This window comes from Sphingobacterium sp. UBA2480 (assembly GCF_002341965.1).
Taxonomy (GTDB): Bacteria; Bacteroidota; Bacteroidia; order Sphingobacteriales; family Sphingobacteriaceae; genus Sphingobacterium; species Sphingobacterium multivorum.
Genome location: NZ_DDPA01000002.1, coordinates 212,109 through 234,202 on the forward strand (window position 1 = coordinate 212,109; position 22,094 = coordinate 234,202).

Genomic DNA, 22,094 nt, shown 5'->3' on the forward strand with positions numbered 1-22,094 from the left:
TCTCTGCTCAACTACTGGAATGAAAATTCGCCAATCCCAATATTGCGCTCTTTATTGCGGTCAAGATAGATCGTAACGATTTTTCGTTCTTGCTTGCCACTGCTATAGTAGGTATAAATTTCGGCCATGACTGCTGCAGGTCCTGCTAAAGTAAGGGAATCATCGTTATAGAAGTCAACTTCAATTTTGTATTTTCCTTTTAAAGCTTTTTTTAATAGAAATTGTTCAGGGCCATAGCCACCAGTAAAGTCATTGCTGAGTCGGCCCCCAATGGCTGTGGCAGGATTACTATAGAAGCATTTTTCTTGATTTGGATCAGTTACCCAAAGGTCGATATCGGTGTTTCGTGAATTCCAATTAATGACAACACGCATGTCGACGGGTAGGTCAGCAATCAATTTTTTGTTCACGGCAACTTTGGAGCTTGCAGCTTTGTTTGCTTTAATGAGATTATTGATTTCCATGACCAATGTTTCTTCAATACCATCATCGCGATCGGCTGCTTCTGGGGAGTAGCTCTGGGTCAAAATCCCATATAATTGTTCTAGCGCCTCCTTGAACATACCTTTGTCTTGTAAAACGAGGGCATAATCGCGGTGGCTTTGTGGATCCATGGGACGCCATTTTAATACCTTAGCAGTAATGAACAGTGCATTGTCGTAATCTCCCCATTCCCGTAACTTATAGGAAATGGTTTTGTAGAGATCTGCATTTTCAATTTGTAAGTCTGCAAGTGCGCTTAAGATGAGTAAGGCTTTGTTGTGATCTCCTCTTTTGAAAAAGAAGTTTGCGACATCGAAATAAAAAGTTGGCGTTCCCATATACTGATTCCGAAGTTGGAGATAGCTTTTGTAAGGATCTTTGGATTGATTAAGGTCCTGTAAATAGGCTTGGTCTTCTTTAATTTCAGGGATGCTTATTTTTCCATGTATGCTGTTGATGCTGCTTGTCGTTTGTATGCCAGCTACGCGTTCTTCTAAGGATTGAACAACAGCGAAATCCTGAAGAACATCATCAGATGCCGCCATCGCCAATTCACTGGTAACAGCTTTGGCGGTATTTGAATTGCCTTCGGCTGACACTCTTTTTTCGCTAGCGGGAGCTGATGACCTGAGTTCTTCGGCTCGTGATGTCGCGGCAGGGCTAGCTGAAGGACGCGACGGTATAGGTGTAACAGGAGCAACTCCGGTAGCCATTTCTTCGGCAACAGCAAGTTCAGGGATGGAAATCAATTTTTTACGCGTTGGGTATTTCTTTTTTTGCTGAAAATCGGTATTCCACCAGGACTGAAGCTGTTTGGTAATGTCTTGAGCCTGATCCAACAAGTCTGCTACACGTTCTTCCTTTTCTATATGTTCTTCTTTGATGAGCCGATTGAATTCGGAAAGCAATTCGGCGGGCGGAGTTATTGCATAACGTACGTAATCTTCTGTGGTTTCCAGTACAATCAGGCTGGTATTTCGGGTAACAATACCGAACTGTTTGCCAAGCGTTTCAATTTCTTCACGATTGTCTTCGTATTGAAGATCCAACGCTTCAATTTTCTTTTGTGCCCAGATCTGCTGTAGGTCAATTTCACCATGGTCAGGCTGTAGCGCTATACTAATCTCTTGCGGTGCTTGTTGCCCATCTCCTACAAGTACGGTGATCTGCTTTAATCCCGGGCGTTTCCCTACGCCTGCGAGAGAAAAATTGGCTTGTACTGGCGTGCCTTTTTGAGGATAAACTTCCTCAAAATCATTTTTTTCTTTTATCCCCAGGTAAATAAGGTCTATCGTATTTAGCTTATGGTACGCTTCAGTTGTTGAGGTATTGGCTAAATTGATCATCTTTCCAAGATGTTTCTGGGAAATTTGTTTTAGGACACCGTAGTCCGATCCATTGGACGAAGTAATGCAATAAACTGGATTGTCAAGGTTGATTTTACTTTGACCAAATGTAGAAAGGCCATCGCTAAACAGCAGGTAATTGTTGGCCTGTATTACACCGGTTTTTATTTGACTATAGTCTGTGCCGCCATCGTAGTCAATTCCTTTGATGTAGTTTTTGAGATCATTCCAATTACCTTGTCGTACCTGAAACGTATGACCTTTTACAAAGCGGATATCCAATAAGCCGAGATCGACAGTCATATTGGGGTTTTCTTTAAAAAAGAGATCTAATAGGGCGAGTTCCTTTTCTATATCTCTATTTTTACTGCTGAGCGAGCGGTCCCATATAATTCCAATACTGTGCCCCCATTTTTTTTGAGTAGATTTTGTCGCGTTTGCCGTTACATTGGCAAGAAAGTAGAAGCTTTTATCCCCATTTTCCTGAAATAGGCCAGATGCTTCCTTGTTGCCTGTCGGCAGTTGAAGAACTAAATTTCGCTGGGATTTAAACTGTTGTTTATGTAAAGAAGCTGTGTAATTGCTGTTATGCTGTGAGAAAGCCAAAGAACCGTCTGGTTTCTCGGTGAAATCTGGCTTATCGGTATTTTGAAAGACATGAATATCCAATGCGAAGTTTTCAATGGGGGAACTATAGTTTAAGGGTAGATGGTAGTACCGAGCCTGATCCGATGTTGTGGTCAGATTTTCTGAATAGCTAATCTGAACGGTACGCTTCCCATTCGCTGGTAAAGGGTAAATTCGAGTTCGGAAATTATTTCCTTCGACTTTTTCCAATAAACCCGGATCAATGCGGCGTGTTTCTATACTTTCAAATACTTCGGTTCCTTTATTCTTATCGACTGGAACTGCTTGTCGTAATTTGCCGTTGATATCTAAGGCGTAGCCGCTCACGGAGACACCTTCGGGCATAGGGAATGTCAGTTCGCCCTCGAGATCGCGGTTGGTCTTGTTATCAAAGACCATTGTCATCGTCGTTTTGGCTATATTTCCGAATATGACGACAGCTATTTTTAGGTCTGCCAATATCACCTTGTTTTGCTGGCCATCGCCATCTTTAATTTTTAAGCTTGGTATTTCGCGTGTAGTTCTGATCTGAGATTTCGTATCCACATTGGAAAATACCAAAATTATGCAAAGGGCAACTATGATCTTTTTCATCTTTCTATTTTTAGTAGGTGAGGGCAGAGAATATACTGTTAATTCGCTGCACAATTAGCTATTTATTCTTGTAGTGATGCCGGGAAATTCAAAATTCCATAATCGAGGATAATTAATTTTTATACCGTGTTTTTTACGGTTGATGCAGTTTATTTAAACTTATGTTAATCATTGGCTAATATTTGGCTTTTATGTTTGCAATACCGTTGGGTTGCCCACTGCGCATGGATTGTGTAGACAAAACCTGCTGTGTTATAGCCTAAGCAAGACGATAAGGATGAAATTTAACTAGTTGAACGTGTCCGGAATATGGATAACAGTAAGCATTATTTGAAAAATTTAGACAGATGAAAAAAATATACAGTGTATTGGCGTTGGCCCTATTATGTGCTTCATGTAGTAAAGATGACGTATCGCAGATTACTGATCCGATTGAACTGACCTATCCCGAAAAGGCCATAGCAACAGATCCCAAAGTATTGATTGATGTTAATGGGGTAAAAGTGTATAATGGGGGTTATGGATCATCGATGGCTCAAGATCCTACTGATAAATCTATATTTTATCTTTTAACGGATAGGGGACCAAATATTGATGGGACGGAAAATGATAGTAAAGTATTTGCTTCGCCAACATTTACACCGCAGATCGGTAAATTCAGATTAAAAGACAATACGCTAACATTGGAATCTTTTATCGAATTGAAAAATAAAGATGGTGTGAAATTGAATGGTCTACCAAATCCAGAAGGGAAAGGTGGTTCTGGGGAAAAAGCATTGGGGGTTGATGGTAATGATCTAGGGAAAAGTGAGGATGGAATCGATTCAGAGGGACTAGCGAGAGCGGCGGATGGTTCTTGGTGGGTCAGTGACGAATACGGACCACATATCGTTCATTTTGACGCTTCGGGAAAGGAAATAGAGCGGATCAATCCGTGGTCTACGGGTAAAAAGTTGCCTTTGGTATTTGCCAAACGTCGTCCTAATCGTGGAATGGAAGGATTGACGCTTACACCAGATGGTAAAACACTGGTCGGAATTATGCAATTTCCACTTTATAATCCATCTAAAGATGCGATTAAAAATTCATTGGCAATCCGTATTGTTACGCTGGATATTGCGAGCGGCGTCACGAAACAATATGTCTATATGATGGAGCGTACCGATTTGCAGGCAGTAAGTGAAATCGCTGCCGTGAGCAATTCAACATTTATTGTATTGGAACGTGACGGGGAATACGCGACAGAAACAACTCGTTCTACTGTATTTAAGAAGATTTATAAAATAGATCTTTCTGGCGCAACAGATATCTCAGATGCGAATAATACGGCAACGGGGAAATTATTTGATGGTAAAACTGTGGAGGAACTCAAAGACGCGGCTACATTGGCAAAATATAATATTAAACCAGTCAATAAGACATTGGTCGCCGATTTAATGACGGATATCAAGGAATTGTATCCGCATGATAAAGCTGAGGGCCTGGCTGTCATTAATCCATCTCTGATCGCGGTATGTAATGATGATGATTTTGGGGTAACGGGAAAAGGTTTTTATGCGACGAAAATATTACCTTATATAAAGACCGTAGACAAAAACAGTATTTATTTTGTTAAACTTAAGGATCCATTGAAATAGTGACTAACTATTAATTATAAAAAGGTCCGTTGAATTCTCAACGGACCTTTTTATGTTTTGTGCTGTCCAAGCTTTTATCCTTGTTACGAAGTCTAAACGTAGCTTAGCATATCACTGGTATGATCTCTCTATTGAGAACTTCCTTCTTTTAAGCATTTATTGTTGCCAGGAAGTCCTTGCTTTCAAGCTCTGAATACCCCATTAAGTATTCGTCTACTTTTCGAGCACATTCGCGTCCTTCAGAGATGGCCCAAACAACAAGCGACTGGCCTTTACGGCAATCTCCAGCAGTGAAGATATTATCAATTGTCGTTTGGTAGTCTTTATCATTTGCAAGGATATTTCCTTTTTCATCGACACGTACACCCAATTGTTCTAGGAGCGTATGTTCAGTGTGTTGATAACCAATAGCCAATAAGACGAGGTCTGCTGGTATTTCACGGATCTCGGATTCTCCTAAGCGGGTTCTTTTTCCAAATTCATCAACTTCGTATTGAACCTCTTTGATTTTTATAGCTTTGATATGGCCATCTTCATCTTTAACAAATTCTTGCGTTTCTGTAGCCCAAAGTCTTTCACAGCCTTCTTCCTGAGAAGAGGAGGTTCCGAATGTGAGCTTGTCCATTGGCCAAGGATTGTTCTTTAGACGTTGTTTAGAAGGTGTAGGTTTGCGGGCAATCTGTGTGATACTTTTTGCACGATGACGATTGGATGTACCAATACAGTCTGATCCGGTATCACCATCACCGATGACAACAACATGTTTGTCTGTTGCCAGGATGCGGTCTTGTTCGATAGCAATTCCACTTACTTCTTTATTTTGCTGGGTCAGAAAGTCCATGGCAAAATGTATGCCTTTAGCTTCATGCCCTGGTAATTGCATGTGCCATGGAACGGTAGAGCCTGTTGCCAATATAACAGCATCATAAGCTTTTAATTCATAAAAGCTGATGTCTTTGCCAACTTCTGTATTCACCTTGAATTCTATTCCCGATTCTTTCAGGAGATTGACACGGCGATCGATCACCGATTTTTCTAATTTAAAATCCGGAATACCGTAGCGGAGTAATCCTCCAACCTGATCATCACGTTCGAAAACAACAACATCGTGTCCTGCTTTATTGAGCTGAGCAGCAGCCGCTAGTCCGGCTGGACCGGAGCCCACGACGGCGACGCGTTTGCCTGTTTTTAAATAACTTTTATGTGCTTTGACATAACCCTTTTTAAAAGCAATCTCGATAATATGTTTTTCGATCTCCTCGATAGTGATCGGAGTACTATGTATACCAAGTACACAGGCTGATTCGCATGGTGCCGGACATATTCTACCTGTAAATTCAGGGAAGTTATTGGTGGAGGACAAAATCTGATAGGCCTCTTCCCATTTTCCATCGTATACGGCATCGTTAAATTCAGGGATGACATTGCCCAGTGGACAACCTGAATGACAAAATGGAATACCGCAGTCCATGCAGCGCGCGGCCTGCTTATTGAGCTCGTTCTCAGAATACCCTTTATTGAATTCTTTATAGTGCTGTACGCGACCTTCCACAGCTTCTTTTGTTGGAAGCACGCGCTCAAATTCTTTAAAACCTGTAATTTTTCCCATGATCTGTGCTTCCTATATTATGCTTCAACTAATTTTTGACGAATGACATTTTTGTATTCTCTCGGGAATACCTTAATGAATTTATTTTTTTCTCTTGACCAATTTTGTAGTATGAAATCTGCTCTACGGCTATTGGTGAGCAAGATATGACGTTTCAGTAAGGCGATAATTGCGGTTTCGTCTTCACTTTCCAATGGATCCAGATCGACCATTTCCTGATTACAGTTTTCGCGGAAATCTTCATTAATGTCGTAGATCCACGCAATACCACCGCTCATTCCGGCAGCAAAGTTACGACCTGTAGCACCCAAGATCAGCGCACGCCCCCCTGTCATGTACTCACAGCCATGGTCACCAACACCTTCAACTACAGCTGTTGCACCAGAGTTACGGACGGCGAAGCGTTCACCGGCCTGTCCGTTGACGAATAGATGCCCAGATGTTGCTCCAAATAGTGCAACGTTGCCAATAATGATATTATCTTCCGGTACTAGAGCACTTTCTGCAACTGGATAGATGGCTAACTGAGCTCCTGATAGTCCTTTTCCAACATAGTCATTGGCTTCACCTTGTAATTCAAATGAAAGACCTTTCGTTGAAAATGCACCAAAACTCTGTCCGGCAGAACCTTCAAATTTGAAATTGATGGTATTGTCTGGAAGACCTTCTGAACCATAAAGTTTTGAAATTTCATTGGACAGCATGGTTCCGATGGTACGGTCTGTGTTTTTTACTTTAAATGTGCCAAATACAGGCGTTTTGCTTTCTAAAGCCAACTTGGATTGTTTTAATAAGCCCCAATCCAAAATCATGGCCATACCGTGATCCTGCTCTTCGGTATTGTATAACGATTGTCCAGGCTCGTTGCGTTCCACATGTAGAATGTCTGTGAAATCAATTTTCTTAGCTTTCCAATGGTCTATATTTTCCCGTTTCTTTAAGAACTGAGCCCGCCCGACCATCTCGTTGATGGTGCGGAAGCCAAGATAAGCCATCGTTTCACGGACTTCCTCTGCTAGGAAGGTAAATAAGTTGACAATATCTTCTGGTTTTCCAGAGAATAATTTACGCAGTTCTGGATCTTGCGTTGCAACACCTACAGGGCATGTATTCAAGTGGCATTTACGCATCATGATACAGCCACCGGCAACCAATGCTGCTGTAGATACGCCCCATTCCTCAGCGCCCAATAGTGTGGCGATGATGATGTCACGACCTGTTTTTACCTGACCGTCCGCCTGCAACACAACGCGACTGCGCAATTTGTTTTTAACAAGTGTCTGATGCGCTTCTGCAAGCCCTAATTCCCAAGGCAATCCAGCGTGTTTGATTGAACTGATCGGGGATGCACCTGTACCACCATCAAAACCTGCGATAAGAATCACGTCGGCATGGGCCTTCGCCACTCCGGCAGCAATGGTACCAACACCCGCTTTAGAGACCAACTTTACGTTGATTCTTGCTTGACGGTTAGCATTCTTTAGGTCAAAGATCAGCTGCGCTAAATCTTCGATGGAGTAAATATCGTGATGGGGTGGTGGTGAAATTAGACCGACACCCGGTGTAGAGTGTCTGGTTTTTGCTATCCAGGCATCCACTTTGGGGCCAGGTAATTGACCTCCTTCTCCCGGTTTGGCACCTTGCGCCATTTTGATTTGTAGTTCGTCTGCTTGTGTCAGATAGTTGGACGTAACACCAAAACGAGCCGAGGCTACCTGTTTTATTGCCGAGCGCATAGAATCTCCATTTGGAAGCGGTTGATAACGCAATTCATCTTCGCCGCCTTCACCGGTGTTCGATTTTGCGCCGATGCGGTTCATGGCGATGGCAAGGGTGCTATGCGCTTCGTGGGAAATTGATCCAAAAGACATCGCGCCGGTTGCGAAACGTTTTAGAATTTCACTAGCAGGTTCTACTTGCTCCAATGGAATAGAATTGCGATGTTTTGCAAAGTCCAACAATCCGCGAAGGGTAAACATGTGTTCTTTTTGCTCATTGATTTTCTGCGCGTATTTTTTATAGGTCGCATAATCTCCAGTGCGACAGGCTTGTTGCAATAGGTGAATCGTGTCTGGATTCCAAAGGTGGCCTTCACCACGACGCTTCCATTGATAAATACCGCCTTCTGGCAATAGATTTTGTGGAGTACGGCTTTTTTCAAATCCGCGCCAATGTTTTGAAAGAGCTTCTTTAGCCAGATCATCCAAGGTCATACCGCCGATACGTGAGACAGCTCCGCAAAAGAATTTATCGACAACAGACTTGTCAATACCAAGTACCTCAAAGATCTGTGCACCGTGGTAGGATTGCAATGTGGAGATCCCCATTTTGGAGAAAATTTTCAACAAACCATTGTTAACGGCTTTGACGTAATTTTTGGATAGTTCAGGCCAAGTCAGTTCGGTATCCAAGGTGTTTTGTTCCTTCATGGTACGGATACTTGCCAAGGCCATATAAGGATTGATCGCTGTGGCACCGAATGCCAATAGGCAGGCAAAATGGTGTACTTCCCAAGCATCACCGGCTTCGACCACTAGGCCTACAGCACCACGATTACCTGTTTTGATCAAGTGGTGATGTACTGCCGAAACAGCAAGTAATGAAGGTATAGCTGCATGTTTGGAGTCAATCGCACGATCCGAAAGAATGAGTACTTCAAAACCATCACGTACAGCATCATCCGCATAGCGGCACAAGCGTTCCAGACCGGCTTCCAATGATCCAGGTTTACCATCTGAGCGGAAGTAAGACTGGATGGTTTTTGCTTGGAACAATCCTGTATCGATCGAACGCAATTTCTCCAGTTCTTTGGAGGTCAGGATCGGATGCGGTAAGGTTACACAGTGACAGAATTTCTTGTCTTCGATTAGGATATTGCCTGCGTTACCGATAAATGTTGCTAAACTCATGACCAAGCGTTCGCGAATCGGATCGATCGGTGGGTTGGTTACTTGGGCAAAAAATTGCTTAAAATAACTTGAAATATGCTGTGGTTGATCGGAAAGAATGGCTAGCGGAACATCGGACCCCATGGAGCCTGTTGGTTCGTATCCTGTCAATGCCATTGGGGTCAGGATGGTTTCTAGATCCTCGCGGGAGAAACCAAATGTCTTTTGATATTTGAAAACAGAATCTTTGGAAAGATAGGTGTAGGTTACACGAGGTTCTTCCAGTTCTTCTAGCTTAATTTTATAGTTGTCCAACCAATCACTATAAGGCTGTTGGTTGATCAATTGATCTTTTACTTCGTTATCGGTGAGGATACGGCCTTGTTCCATGTCGACAAGGAAAATCTTGCCTGCTTGTTGACGGCCTTTTTTGATGATGGTAGACTCCTCGATCGGAAGTGCCCCTGCTTCAGAAGCAACAACGACGCGGTCGTCTGAGGTTACGGCATAACGTAGCGGGCGTAAGCCGTTGCGGTCTAATGTAGCACCAATATGCTTGCCATCGGTGAAGCAGAGTGCTGCAGGACCATCCCAAGGCTCCATCAAGGTTGCGTGATATTCGTAGAAAGCACGTTTTAAAGGATCCATTTGCGTATTGCCATCCCAAGCCTCAGGGACCAACATCAACATCACATGGGTGAGACTACGTCCGCTATGTAAAAGAAGTTCGGCTACATTGTCAAGGCAGGCAGAATCTGATTGACCACGGTCAACAATAGGAAGTAAGATTTCCATCTCTTCTTCCGTAAAATACGGCGATGATAAAGCGCGCATACCTGCGTAAAACCAATTCAGGTTACCTGTCAATGTATTGATCTCGCCATTGTGTGCCAGCATACGGAATGGCTGAGCGAGGGACCATGAAGGAAAAGTATTGGTGGAAAAGCGCGAGTGAACTAAGCCAAAAGCAGATACCACACGAGGATCGCGTAAATCAAGATAATAAGTTCCGACCTGGTATGTTGTTAATTGACCTTTGTAAATAATTGTTTTGCAAGAAAGCGATGCAAAGTAAAGGGGGAGAGGGTATTCTTGTTGTTGTTTAACTTTTTGAATGATCAGGCGACGTAGTACAAAAAGTTTGCGTTCAAATTCTTCAGTGTTTGAAACGCCGTCCGGTCTGCTAACAAAAAATTGGACTATTTCAGGTTCTGCACTGAGCGCTGTTGGTCCAATACCTTCACGATTGACTGGTACTGGACGGTAGCCAAGGAATTTCATACCCCTTTCTGCTGCCGCTTCCTCAATCAAATCCCGACATATTTTGTTCATGTCTTCTTCTTTTGGAAGAAAGACCATACCTGTGCCATAATAACCTGGCTCTTCCAATTGTATACCCAAGTTGATACATTCTTCCCATAAAAATTCATGGGGAAGCTGGATCATGATACCCGCTCCATCACCGCTTTCTGGGTCACAGCCACAAGCACCACGGTGCTCCATATTCTCCAACATGGTTAATGCATCTTTTACTTGTGCGTGTGATTTATTCCCTTTGATATGGGCGACAAAGCCTACCCCACAGGCGTCATGCTCAAAATTAGGGTCGTAGAGGCCCTCCGTTTTCGGTCTTTGTTGAATCATCTTTCCTTTTCAAATATTATACATTGCTAATATAGGAATAAAAAACGGAAATATTATAAATATTATAATGAAAATGTATTTAGTTTGATTTTATCATTCCTTTTGATGTGTTTTGTTGCCGATATTGTATTTGATATTCGCCGCAGTCAATTCAGTTTGATGCATCCCTGAATAATGCAACATTTGGCAATATTTTTTGTGGGATATGGAAAAATCATCCCAAGATTGCAAGAATATATATAAATTAGGCAAAGTATTGCATATCCTTTATGCTGTATCGACATGGCTTAACTAAAGAGTGAGATGAAAATAACTGAAATTGAAATTTATCGACTAAGCATTCCTATGGAACCTTTTGTTATCGCAACAGGGACGATGGATTATGCGCAAAATACTTTTATACGTATATATACAGATGCTAATATATATGGTGTGGGCGAATGTTCTGCCTTTCCGATGATCGTAGGAGAAACACAAGATACTTGTTTAGTTCTGGCACGGGATTTTGCAAAGATTTGGAAGGGGCGCGATCCTTTGGCTATAGAAGAGCGTTTGGCAGAATTGGACATATATATCGCCGGTAACAAGACGATCAAATCAGCTTTTGATATGGCCTTGCATGATCTGGCGGCCAAACATGCTGGTCTGCCACTTTATCAATTTCTAAAGGGAGCGAAGCGAGAGATTACGACAGATATCACCTTGGGAATTGCGTCTCCAGAAGAGATGGCGTTGAAAGCAAAACGTTTACAGAGCGAAGGTGCGGTCATGTTGAAAGTTAAGTTGGGAAAGGATCCAAAAACAGATATTGCGCGTATACGTGAAATACGTAAGGCTGTTGGATTCGAAATGCCTATTCGTGTTGATGCAAACCAAGGCTGGTCTTATGAGGAGGCATTAGAAGCATTACAGGGGTTGGAACCTTATAAGATACAATTTTGCGAGCAACCGATGCGTACATGGGACGACGAATATTTACCGCAATTGCGTGCAGAAACAATTGTTCCCGTGATGGCGGATGAATCCGTTTATTCTCACCATGACGCAGAGCGTCTCTGCAAAGCGGATGCTTGCGATTATATCAATATTAAATTTTCGAAATCAGGAGGCATACAGGAAGCCTTAAAAATTAACCATATTGCAGCGGAATACGGTATTACTTGTATGATCGGAGGGATGTTGGAATCTCGCTTGGCTTTAGCAGCTAAAGTACATTTCGCTTATGCAGCACCGAATGTCAAGTTTTTTGATCTGGACACCTGTATGGTTGGCCATCTGAAGGACCCTGTTATAGGTGGTATTCAATATGATGGATACAAAATACATATCTCAGACCAAATTGGAATCGGAGCAGATATGGAACAGACATTTTTAGATCAATGCGAGAAATGGATCATTTAAATTGAAGAAATATGAATAGTATGAACTGGGGAATAGGGACACAAGAGATTATTGTCCTGATTATTATCGTTATCTTTTTGATAGCGGCCTATTTGTTTTTCTCTAAGTTGTTGAAAAAGTAGGTTTTAATTGCCTTTTTTTGATTGAATTCCTTCGATGAACTTATTTTTCAGTTTTATAACTTATTTTTAAGTTGTAAAACTGAAAAATAAGTTATAGCTTTATGTTAGTATAAACAACGCATCAAATTATGGAAGAATTAACAAAAAAAGAAGAGGAAGTCATGCAGGTGATCTGGAAACTCAACGAGGTCTTTGTCAAAGATATTATTGAGTATCTGGATCCAAGCAGTTCAATTCCTTATAATACAATCTCCTCGATTGTAAGAATATTGGAAAAGAAAGGGTATGTAGGTTATAAGGCCTTCGGAAAAACTTACCAATATTATCCTTTGATTTCGAAGATGCAATACCGGAAATTATCATTCTCGAGAGTGCTCGATCATTATTTTGATGATTCGGTAGAGAATTTACTCTCTTTTATGGTAAAAGAAAAGAAGCTTTCGGCGGAGGATATTCAGAAAATAGAACAACTCATCAAAAAACAAGAAGATCATGAATAGCTTACTTTATTATTTATTTGAAGTTAACTGCAGTCTGGTAATCGGGGCAGTTCTTTATTTTCTGGTATTCAGACAGCTTTCATTTTTTCAATGGAACCGTTATTTTATCCTAGGTTTATGTTTGTTGAGTCTGCTTCTGCCATTTGGAACTGTACGTTTGGGTGAATTATTTCTTCCGTCGGCAAGTCCGGCTCTCGCTTTTGGACAATCCAATACACTAACTCATTCCATCGGAACTGCGAGTGGTCTCGTGTCAGAAGTAGAAATGGCCGATTCTTTCTGGCATTCTTTTTCGATCGGATATGGCATTGCTTATGGTTATCTGCTTGTATCTTTTGTATTGTTGTGCCGCTTTGCGTTTCGCTATATCCGCTTGTACCGTCGAATTGGACAGTTAAGTCAGTATAAATTTGACGGATTTACAATGGTTGCTCCTTTTGGACATTATGCGAATTGTTCTGTGCAGCATGTCATTGTTATGGAAGAGGATCAGCTCAATACGCCAGAAGGTAAATTGATTTTTGAGCATGAGCGTCAGCATATTGTTTTTAATCATTGCCGGGATAAATGGTTGATAGAAATTTTTCGTTGCCTTTATTGGCTAAATCCATTTGTTTATTGGTTGCGTAGACAGCTGTATTTGCTGCATGAATATCAGGTAGACGAGGTGTTAGCCAATCGATATGGTAACAGCGGCTATGCCCGTTTTCTACTGACTCAAACACAGCAGCCATGTCCCACTGGGTTGCAGAGTAGTTTATTTAAGAATAGACATGAGTTGGTGGAGCGGGTACAGGTTATGATGTCAAAACCTTCCTCCAAAAAGGCAAGATGGCAGTACGTATTGACTATTCCATTACTAGGTCTTTCACTGTTATTTTACTCTTTTATTAATCCACCGAAGAGCACTTGGTTTTCTACTTCTTTAAAAGAAGGAAGTAATCGGTCTAAAACGATCATTCTTGACCCCGGACATGGAGGAAAAGACACGGGTGGTATTTCATCTTTCGGATTGGAAGAAAAATCATTGACCTGGGAAACCTGTTTGCTTTTGAAACAGGAGCTGGAGCGCAAGGGGCACAAAGTCGTATTGTCAAGAGCGGCTGATGAATATAAATTACTCAGAGACCGATCGAACGTTGAAGGGGATTTATTGTTATCAATCCATTTCGACAATGTAAAGGGCAAACAATCTCTTCCTATACGAATATTATATCAGTCGGGGGTTAGTCATACGATGCTAGAAGAGCTTAACCGCAAATTTGCGTTTAGTTTGGGCCAAATGTTGCAACAGAATGGACTGGCTGCGAGTACTCCAGCGATAAATACAAAGCTTGCAATTTTACGCGGTGCTAAAATACCGGCGCTTCTCCTTGAGCTGGAGAACATCAATGCCATTGATAAAAACGTAAAACCTGAATTTATCCATAAACTAGCACAGGCTATAGACCAAAGCTTTGAAGACTAAGCGTTAATTTTCGTAGATATCATGAAGTTTAGGATACTTATAGGGTTATCCATGGCATTGCCATGTCTGTTATCGGCGCAAATAGTCCCCAAAACTAAACAGCAATTAATCGACAGCACGATGCTGCTAAATACTGGATCCGATTCAAGGAGGATAGATACAGTGCTTGTTGAGGGATCAGGGCCTCTCGAACAGCAACTTTTGGATCGGGTCCGTATTCGAACGGGCAGCAATCCCGTTTTATTGAATGGAAATACGTTGGCTGTTTTAAATGCCATTCCGAGTATACAGGTAGACGAATTAGGCAATTTTTCTTTACAGGGAAAAACGGGCGTGTTGATTACCGTCAACGGCAAGCAGACCTATCTCAACGGAACCTCTTTGATCGCCTATTTAAAATCTATCCCGGCAAGCTCTTTAGAGAGCATTGATCTCATGACCATTCCACCAGCAAAATGGAGTGCGGAAGGGGCCGGTGGAGTAATTGATATTCGTATCAAAAAGGATGTCCTGAAAGGTCTAACAGGAAATGTTTTTTTAGGAGCATCAAAAGGAAGGCTTTGGAAATGTAATAATGGCGTGGGGCTGCAGTATGGAATGAAGAAATGGACCTTAAACTCCAGTTTTTCCGTTGCACGCTCTTCGAATTATTTTGATGTTGACCGTAGGCGTGAACTTGCGTATCGTGAAAATGTTCATTATGTGATCGGACAGCTGAATAAAGAGACGAATAGCACGCAGGAATTAAATGGTCGTTTGGGCATGAGTTATCGAATCGACAAGCAGTCGTCTATTGAATTGAACTGGAATTATCTTCGCAATAATTATGAGGAGATAGGCGTCTATCAAAATGATTTTTCAGCCGATGGAACATTTATAAGTGCAGCCTAGGAATACGATTCCTTTTACATTTGTTAAAAAAATGTGGTCTATACGTGTTTTAAATCTCTATTGGGACGAAAATAGATTATATTCAGTACCTTTGCGGTACTTATTATTTTATAAAAGTTAGAAAATATCATGAGTACTCAAAAAGGACCTATTTCTCAATTTATTGAGCATAATTACCGTCACTTTAACGCAGCTGCATTAGTAGACGCTGCAAAAGGTTACGAGGAGCATCTGTTGGATGGTGGAAAAATGTTGATCTCTTTGGGAGGTGCAATGTCTACTGCCGAATTGGGTGTTTCTTTAGCAGAAATGATCCGTCAAGATAAAGTACACTTTATTTCTTGTACTGGTGCCAATTTGGAAGAGGACGTGATGAACCTTGTCGCACACTCACACTACAAAAGAATTCCGAATTATAGAGATTTGACAGCTGAGCAAGAAAGAGAGCTATTGGATAATCACTATAATCGTGTTACAGATACTTGTATTCCAGAAGAGGAAGCTTTTCGTCGTCTGCAAAAACATCTCGAGGATGTTTGGCATGCTGCTGAAGCTAAAGGTGAGCGTTACTTACCACATGAGTTTCTTTATCAAGTTGTTAACTCAGGTGTGTTGGAACAATATTATGAGATCGACCCAAAAGATTCTTGGATTGTTGCAGCAGCTGAGAAAAATTTACCGATCGTATGTCCGGGATGGGAAGATTCAACGACAGGTAATATCTTCGCTTCCAATGTGATAAAAGGTAAATTGAAAGCAAGTACAGTAAAATCGGGTATCGAATACATGATTTACTTGACAGAGTGGTACCGTAACAACTCCTCAGGTAAAGGTGTTGGATTTTTCCAAATCGCAGGCGGTATTTCTGGTGACTTCCCAATCTGTGTAGTTCCGATGATGTATCAGGATCTTGAATGGGAAGAAGTGCCTTTTTGGGCTTATTTCTGTCAGATTTCAGATTCAACAACTTCGTATGGTTCTTATTCTGGTGCTGTTCCAAACGAGAAAATCACTTGGGGCAAATTAGATATTGATACACCTAAATTTATCGTGGAATCTGACGCGACGATCGTTGCGCCATTAATTTTCTCCTATATCTTAGGTCATTAATCTTTTTGACATATAGAAAGGAGCGATTCTTCGCTCCTTTTTCTTTTCCCTTTTTCTTCTTTATCTTTACGGTCTAATATTTCTTTTCCCGATGAGCAATCTTACAACAGATAATCCCGTTGCACTTCAGACCTTAATGGATGAAACAATCTTTGGAAATGGTTTTGATTTTAAAGCCGATCTGTCTGTACATCCTTTACAGGAGGAGAACAGTACTCATGTGCAATATGCTGACCCCTCATCATCGACAACGAAGGATACCTCGTATGTGGCAGTGGGGGTAGGTGCGGAGCAGGCCGCTATGGCTATTGAGTCCGGCAGGGTTGGCGATACTGTTGACAATCTGGAGGTATTGGGAGGTGAATTTATTTATCAAGGAAATAAGGATCAGGGCATACTATTTATATTGCGCTACGAGCAATATCCCTACTTTTCTCCCGCAGCATTGGACGCTTTTGAAAAAACAATTGGTGCCTTGAAATTGACTAAAGAGACCGTTGCGGTACTCAATTTGGCAAATCCCCATAATCCGAATGATTTTAAGCGCATTATGCAGTTTTTTCAACCGACTAAGATTATATTGTTGGGTGTGGAACCCGAGTCTTTGAAACTTCCATTTATTGAACATAATTCCTACATGAAAGGCCGTATTGCAACGGTTTTTAATACGTTCAGTTTTGAAGAGATGTTTGTCGATGTGAATAAAAAGAAGCTGTTCTGGAACGAATTTAAGACCTTTATTGTTTCCTGATTTTATCAGATACTTGTTCTGAATAAAAATTGGGGTTTAATGCTTATTTTTGGGGGCGTGAATTCATGGAAAGATAGTAACATACTACAACGTGAGGAGCACTGTCAACAAAGAGAAAGAACAAACAAAAAGCTAAATTTGAAGAAGATGCTAGAACTTGTATTTGCAACCAATAATGCCCATAAATTGGAGGAAGTCCAAGCGATCGTGGGAAGTGCTTTTATCATTAAGAGTTTAAATGATATTGACTGTAGCGATGATATTCCAGAGACAGGAGAGACCTTTGAGGAAAATGCCAAGCAGAAAACAGATTATTTGGTTAATAAATATGGACTTTACTGTTTTGGAGATGACTCAGGTTTGGAAATTGATGCATTGAATGGCGAACCGGGAGTTTATTCAGCACGTTATTCGGGATCAAGGGATATGGAAAAGAATATTGATCTTGTCCTACAAAAATTAGGCGATAACACCAATCGTACAGCGAGATTCAAAACAGTTATTTCATTATATTTGAATGAGCAGCAGCACTTTTTTGAAGGAAGTATCGAGGGGAAAATTATTGAAGAACGTAGAGGTATTGATGGCTTTGGTTATGATCCCATTTTTATTCCGAATGGCTATGATAGGACGTTTGCCGAAATGACAGCGGCAGAAAAAAATAGCATTAGCCATCGAGCGATTGCTGTTGGTAAACTTGCTACATATTTAAAAACGAAATAGGTTAATAACTACCTCATTTGAGTTATAAATAGAAATTTTCATTTCTCTGAGCTAAGGAATGAGTGCGTCTGATACGATCAGGAGATAGCCTTAAATTAAAAAGCAGCGCAAAACAATTTGTTTTGCGCTGCTTTTTTGTGCGACTCAGTATTGACGGTTATTTAGCTTTTACTTTTGTTTGAATACTATCTTGAGCAGGTATTATCGCCGATTTATTGGTTGTTGAGTCAGACTTCGCAGCTGCTTTGTCGGTTGCGGTCTTTACATTTGTTTTTGTAGCGCTAACTTTATCCGTTGTTTCAGATGGCTTAGCTGTTTTGGTTACAGCGTTTGTTTTATTGTTTGCAGCACCCACCTCTTTTTCTTCCTCGAGCGTTTCGGTAGCACCAGCTTTCTTAGCGGCACCTTTTTGAGGGGTCGTTGTTTTATCGCCTTTTTTAATAGACTTCATTGTCCCGGATTCTTCACCTTCTGGTGCAGTCGGAACCGTAAATGACGCTTTTGAAAGATCCCTTTTTCGATTTAATAAATCATCTTTTGATTTAGGTCGATCTTCGGGACGCCAGGTGAAATTCGGAAGAAATTCTTTGTCGGCCGTGACTTCAGCAATGGGATAGACTTTGCCATCCACTTTTCGAATAGATACATATTCCTTCAACTTATTATCTTCCATCAAGATCTTGAAACGACTGCTTCGATCATGTACAAGCTCAGTGGTTACATTGGTCTTTTCATCAATATTGTAAAAGATATTTTCTGCATTGCCATCAACAAACAAACGTTCCATACGGTTATTGGTGAAAAAGCTGGTAATCTTACGGCCCTTAATCTGATTGAACTTTAATGAGTCGCTTGTTGCGTTCACCATGAAAGCATTACCGACGAGTAAGGAATTGTCCAATTTCTGATTCTTTACCTGTAAAAATATGGTATCTCCGGAGATTTGTGAGTTTTCGGCCCACATCATTGGTTTTCCCATCAGCCTGAACATCGAATCTTGCATACCATAATACATAGAATCTGCTACAGCCTGCAAGTCTGATTTAAATAATCGTGCATTATAGTAGGCTTTTATAATCCGTGTTTTAGCAGTATCCTGTGCGAGAGAACCTCTTCTATTCTCTTGGGCATTTTTTAAAGCTGCTCCCATCAATTTATCGGATTCACCGCCTTTGGGGATGATTGCTTTTTTACGCAAAACACTATCAGCCTTGAGGTTTTTTTCAATTTCTATCTTGTTTTGATCGCCGACAATAACTGGTGTTTTCTTTGGTGCAATCGGTTTTTTATTTATAAGTGTATCTTGTACTTTTTTAATGCTCTTTTCAAGAACCGGTTTGTCACTGTCTTTTTTAGACAAACTGTCTATTCCCTTGTGAAGGTTAACTCTTGTGTTATCTGATGTACCAGTAGAATCAACTGTTGTTGAGCTGGAATCCTGGTCACCATAATCGACTTCATTGTCATCTTCAATAGCCCCACCTTCACGATTCAATTTAAAATCTTTTGCAATATAATCTCGGCGAAATATCATCTGTGAGAAGAGGGTGTCGGCTGTCATAAAAACAGAATCGACTTGTGAATCAGCCTTAAGGGTTTTACTATTATCGCTTTTGATATTCTTACCTGGATGTTCCTTTTCTTCTAGAACAACTTGCGATGTGGCTTTATTTGATTTGAGTTCATCTTTGTTTTGTTCTTTTTCAATCTTCTTCAATTCCTTGGCTTCATTTTTTCGCTCTTTCTCCGATTTTTGTTGGGCAGGAGACAAAGAAGATACAGAATCTTTTTGTGTTGAATCTTTTTTGACCACCGAAATAATCAGGGGTTTGTCTGTCATTGTAATGGATTCGTTCCTCCCGTTGTACAAACCAAATCCACCATAGGCGTAAAATTTGTCTAAGGTATCAACAAAGACCACATTTTTTACGGCTTTACCGATTCCCACTTGTCTATCGTAGAATAGGCTGTCTCCTTTAAGAAACTTTGTCCCTTCTGTGTAGAGGTTGTTTTTAGAGAAATAAGCCTGGCCCGTTGCCATATGGTATCGGCCTTTTTCAGTATACAGGTTTTCCCCTTTATTTCCCTTGATATTCGTGGGACCATAGAAATCAGTAATGCGTGTATTACCATTATATTTCATGGAGTCTGTGTAGACTTTTACATTGGTCGATCGAACCACAACTTTTTGATTGAAATAAGATTCCCCTGTATTTTCGAAATAAGTAGCTCGCTGGCTTGTAATTGTATCGCTTCCTGATAGAATACGCCCGCCGCTGTAATAATTGCCGATTTTACTTCGCATATTGTAGACAAGATGATCGGTCGTTAATACCGATCCACTAGTGCTGACCATTCGAACAGCGCCTGTAAGCGTAGCGAGCTGCATTGCTGCTTCATAATGTAATTTATTGGAAAATATCTGTGTACCGTCGGGTTGAGTAATGATTACGTTTCCAAAGGCTTCAAAAAATTGTCGGCCAATGTTGTCTTTATGTAAATAGCCACTATCTGATGATAGCGTTGAACCCACATGTTCATAGACTGGACGGTAAAACAAAATATTGCCGTCTTTCCCAGTAATAATATGGGATGACGAAAGAAGCTTTAGTTCATCCTGTTTCTGTGCTTGGACCGACAAGCCAGTTAAAATAAATACAATAAGTGTATAAATGTATTGTTTCACAAGGGCAAAAATATGGATTTTAATTGCTACTTCACTGGATTTCACAAATTTTAAGAGTTGAATTTATCATTCGGACAAAATATACCGTAACTTTGTTCTATGAATGTGCTGGAAAGACTAATGGGCTATATTGAAAAGGAGCATTTGTTGATGCCTCATGATAAAATATTGCTTACGGTGAGTGGGGGAAAGGACTCGATGTTAATGGCACATTTATTTGCAAAAGCAGGGTATACTATTGCGATTGCACATTGCAATTTTCAATTAAGAGGAACAGAATCTGATGAGGATGAAGCTTTAGTTCGGAAATTTGCAACGGAAAATAATGTTCCAATATACGTGAAGCACTTTGATACAAAAGCTTACGCAAAGGACCATCAGATTTCGATTCAAATGGCGGCCCGGGAACTTCGCTATACTTGGTTTGAGAAATTGCGACATGAACTGCAGTTCGATCGAATTGCAGTAGCCCAGCATCTGAACGATCATATCGAAACGGTACTCCTGAACCTTTCACGTGGAACGGGTCTCCAAGGACTCCAGGGTATTTTCCCTATCCGGGAACGCATCATTCGGCCACTACTTTTTCTGAAAGCAAGCGAGATTGAACATTTTGTTGATATGTATGGGATTGCTTATCGAGACGATCAATCCAACTTTTCAACAAAATATGCGCGTAATAAAATAAGAATTGATATCATCCCACATTTTAAAAAACTTCAGCCAGATTTTGAGATAGTCTTCGAGCAGAATATCAATCATTTTAAGGAATCTTATCAGCTGTTGCAGCAATTTGTGGAGCCTATCCGGAGAAAGCTGTTTTATCCTATAGATGAGGGCTGGGGAGTTCGGAAAGAAGACCTGGAGCCCTATATTGATAATTTGCCTTTACTCTATGAGTTGTTTTCGGCTTTTAATTTCTCAAAGGCGGTACTAAGTGATCTTCAACAGGCTTGGACAAGAGAGTCTGGGCGTATTTTTCAATCCGATGCCTACCATATGCTCTTGGATAGAAATGAACTTTTTATTCGTGAAAAGGAATTTATTTCTCCCGACGAGGCTTTAATCACCTCCGAAACTTCAACTGTGGAGTGGAAACACTATTGTTTTCATGCCAATGTTTCTGCGGATCTAGCTATCGTCAAAGCGAGTGAGGTTGCAAAGCTGGATTATGATGTATTAGTTTTCCCGCTCACGATTCGATCATGGAAAGTTGGCGACAGCTTTTATCCTTTAGGTATGGAAGGGCGGAAGAAGTTGAGCGATTTTTTTATCAATAAGAAGATCAGCTTATTTGAAAAAGAAAATATTCCGATCGTAGTGAATGGAAATGGAGATATCCTATGGGTAGCCAATTATCGCATGGACAATCGTTATAAAATTACCGCCAATACAAAAAAAGTCCTTACTTTAGTTTGCAAAACTGATTAGCAGCAAAAATTGCTGATGTTAATCAGCGCCAAGGGTCTCTGTTTTGAGAATTAATGCCATATGCTTGATAGTCCAAACAATGGGCCCTGGAGGTGACAAAATCTATAGAAGTAAAAACGAAGTTATTGAGAAGCTCTGCTATTAGAAAACAATGGTGTGAAGTCTCCAAATTAATAGCTAAAT

Annotated in this window: 13 protein-coding genes; 9 read left to right on the forward strand and 4 right to left on the reverse strand. The window is 40.8% G+C overall.

Annotated features, from left to right (window positions below; genetic code table 11):
- Nucleotides 1-11 precede the first annotated feature (11 nt).
- Nucleotides 12-3,050: a VIT domain-containing protein gene (locus B3600_RS05215; RefSeq protein WP_286752322.1), complete on the reverse strand. Its 3,039-nt coding sequence runs from the start codon at nt 3,048-3,050 to the stop codon at nt 12-14.
- 347 nt (nt 3,051-3,397) lie between these two features.
- Between B3600_RS05215 and B3600_RS05220 the strand changes: the two genes are divergently transcribed.
- Entirely contained in the window at nt 3,398-4,687 is a 1,290-nt protein-coding gene (locus B3600_RS05220) for an esterase-like activity of phytase family protein (RefSeq protein ID WP_286752323.1), read from the forward strand.
- A 148-nt stretch (nt 4,688-4,835) separates the two neighbouring features.
- Here B3600_RS05220 and B3600_RS05225 read toward each other — a convergent pair whose 3' ends face one another.
- Nucleotides 4,836-6,296, reverse strand: coding sequence for a glutamate synthase subunit beta (locus B3600_RS05225; protein ID WP_070560674.1), 1,461 nt, complete (start codon nt 6,294-6,296; stop codon nt 4,836-4,838).
- A 17-nt stretch (nt 6,297-6,313) separates the two neighbouring features.
- Nucleotides 6,314-10,828 (reverse strand): glutamate synthase large subunit, encoded by a 4,515-nt coding sequence (gltB, locus tag B3600_RS05230; RefSeq protein ID WP_046674106.1) that lies wholly within the window; start codon nt 10,826-10,828, stop codon nt 6,314-6,316.
- A 303-nt stretch (nt 10,829-11,131) separates the two neighbouring features.
- On the opposite strand from gltB, the gene B3600_RS05235 reads away from it, so the two are divergent.
- The 7 genes from B3600_RS05235 to B3600_RS05265 all read left to right on the forward strand — a co-directional run bounded on the left by B3600_RS05235 (nt 11,132) and on the right by B3600_RS05265 (nt 17,794).
- The gene (locus tag B3600_RS05235; RefSeq protein ID WP_115047246.1) at nt 11,132-12,229 is read left to right on the forward strand and encodes a mandelate racemase/muconate lactonizing enzyme family protein; all 1,098 of its coding nucleotides are present in this window, start codon (nt 11,132-11,134) and stop codon (nt 12,227-12,229) included.
- A gap of 250 nt (nt 12,230-12,479) precedes the next feature.
- A complete protein-coding gene (locus B3600_RS05240) occupies nt 12,480-12,851 on the forward strand; it encodes a BlaI/MecI/CopY family transcriptional regulator (RefSeq protein WP_070560671.1) in 372 nt (123 codons plus the stop codon).
- Nucleotides 12,844-14,319 carry an N-acetylmuramoyl-L-alanine amidase gene (locus tag B3600_RS05245; protein WP_286752324.1) on the forward strand — a complete coding sequence of 492 codons (1,476 nt, stop codon included), beginning with the start codon at nt 12,844-12,846 and terminating at the stop codon, nt 14,317-14,319. Before B3600_RS05240 ends, B3600_RS05245 begins: the two co-directional genes overlap by 8 nt.
- Before the next feature lie 51 nt (nt 14,320-14,370).
- The gene (locus tag B3600_RS05250; protein WP_286752325.1) at nt 14,371-15,210 is read left to right on the forward strand and encodes a hypothetical protein; all 840 of its coding nucleotides are present in this window, start codon (nt 14,371-14,373) and stop codon (nt 15,208-15,210) included.
- 129 nt (nt 15,211-15,339) lie between these two features.
- Complete coding sequence (locus tag B3600_RS05255; RefSeq protein ID WP_286752326.1) at nt 15,340-16,320, forward strand: deoxyhypusine synthase family protein; 981 nt, start codon at nt 15,340-15,342, stop codon at nt 16,318-16,320.
- Nucleotides 16,321-16,411: 91 nt separating this feature from the next.
- The gene (locus B3600_RS05260; RefSeq protein ID WP_286752327.1) at nt 16,412-17,071 is read left to right on the forward strand and encodes a hypothetical protein; all 660 of its coding nucleotides are present in this window, start codon (nt 16,412-16,414) and stop codon (nt 17,069-17,071) included.
- Nucleotides 17,072-17,218: 147 nt separating this feature from the next.
- Nucleotides 17,219-17,794, forward strand: coding sequence for a non-canonical purine NTP diphosphatase (locus B3600_RS05265; RefSeq protein WP_112374049.1), 576 nt, complete (start codon nt 17,219-17,221; stop codon nt 17,792-17,794).
- Nucleotides 17,795-17,951: 157 nt separating this feature from the next.
- On the opposite strand, the gene B3600_RS05270 is transcribed toward B3600_RS05265, so the two are convergent.
- Nucleotides 17,952-20,480, reverse strand: coding sequence for an OstA-like protein (locus B3600_RS05270; protein ID WP_286752328.1), 2,529 nt, complete (start codon nt 20,478-20,480; stop codon nt 17,952-17,954).
- Nucleotides 20,481-20,579: 99 nt separating this feature from the next.
- Here B3600_RS05270 and tilS point away from each other — a divergent pair, with 99 nt between their 5' ends.
- On the forward strand, nt 20,580-21,911 hold the full coding sequence (gene tilS / locus B3600_RS05275) for a tRNA lysidine(34) synthetase TilS (RefSeq protein ID WP_286752329.1): 1,332 nt from the start codon (nt 20,580-20,582) through the stop codon (nt 21,909-21,911).
- Nucleotides 21,912-22,094: the final 183 nt, after the last annotated feature.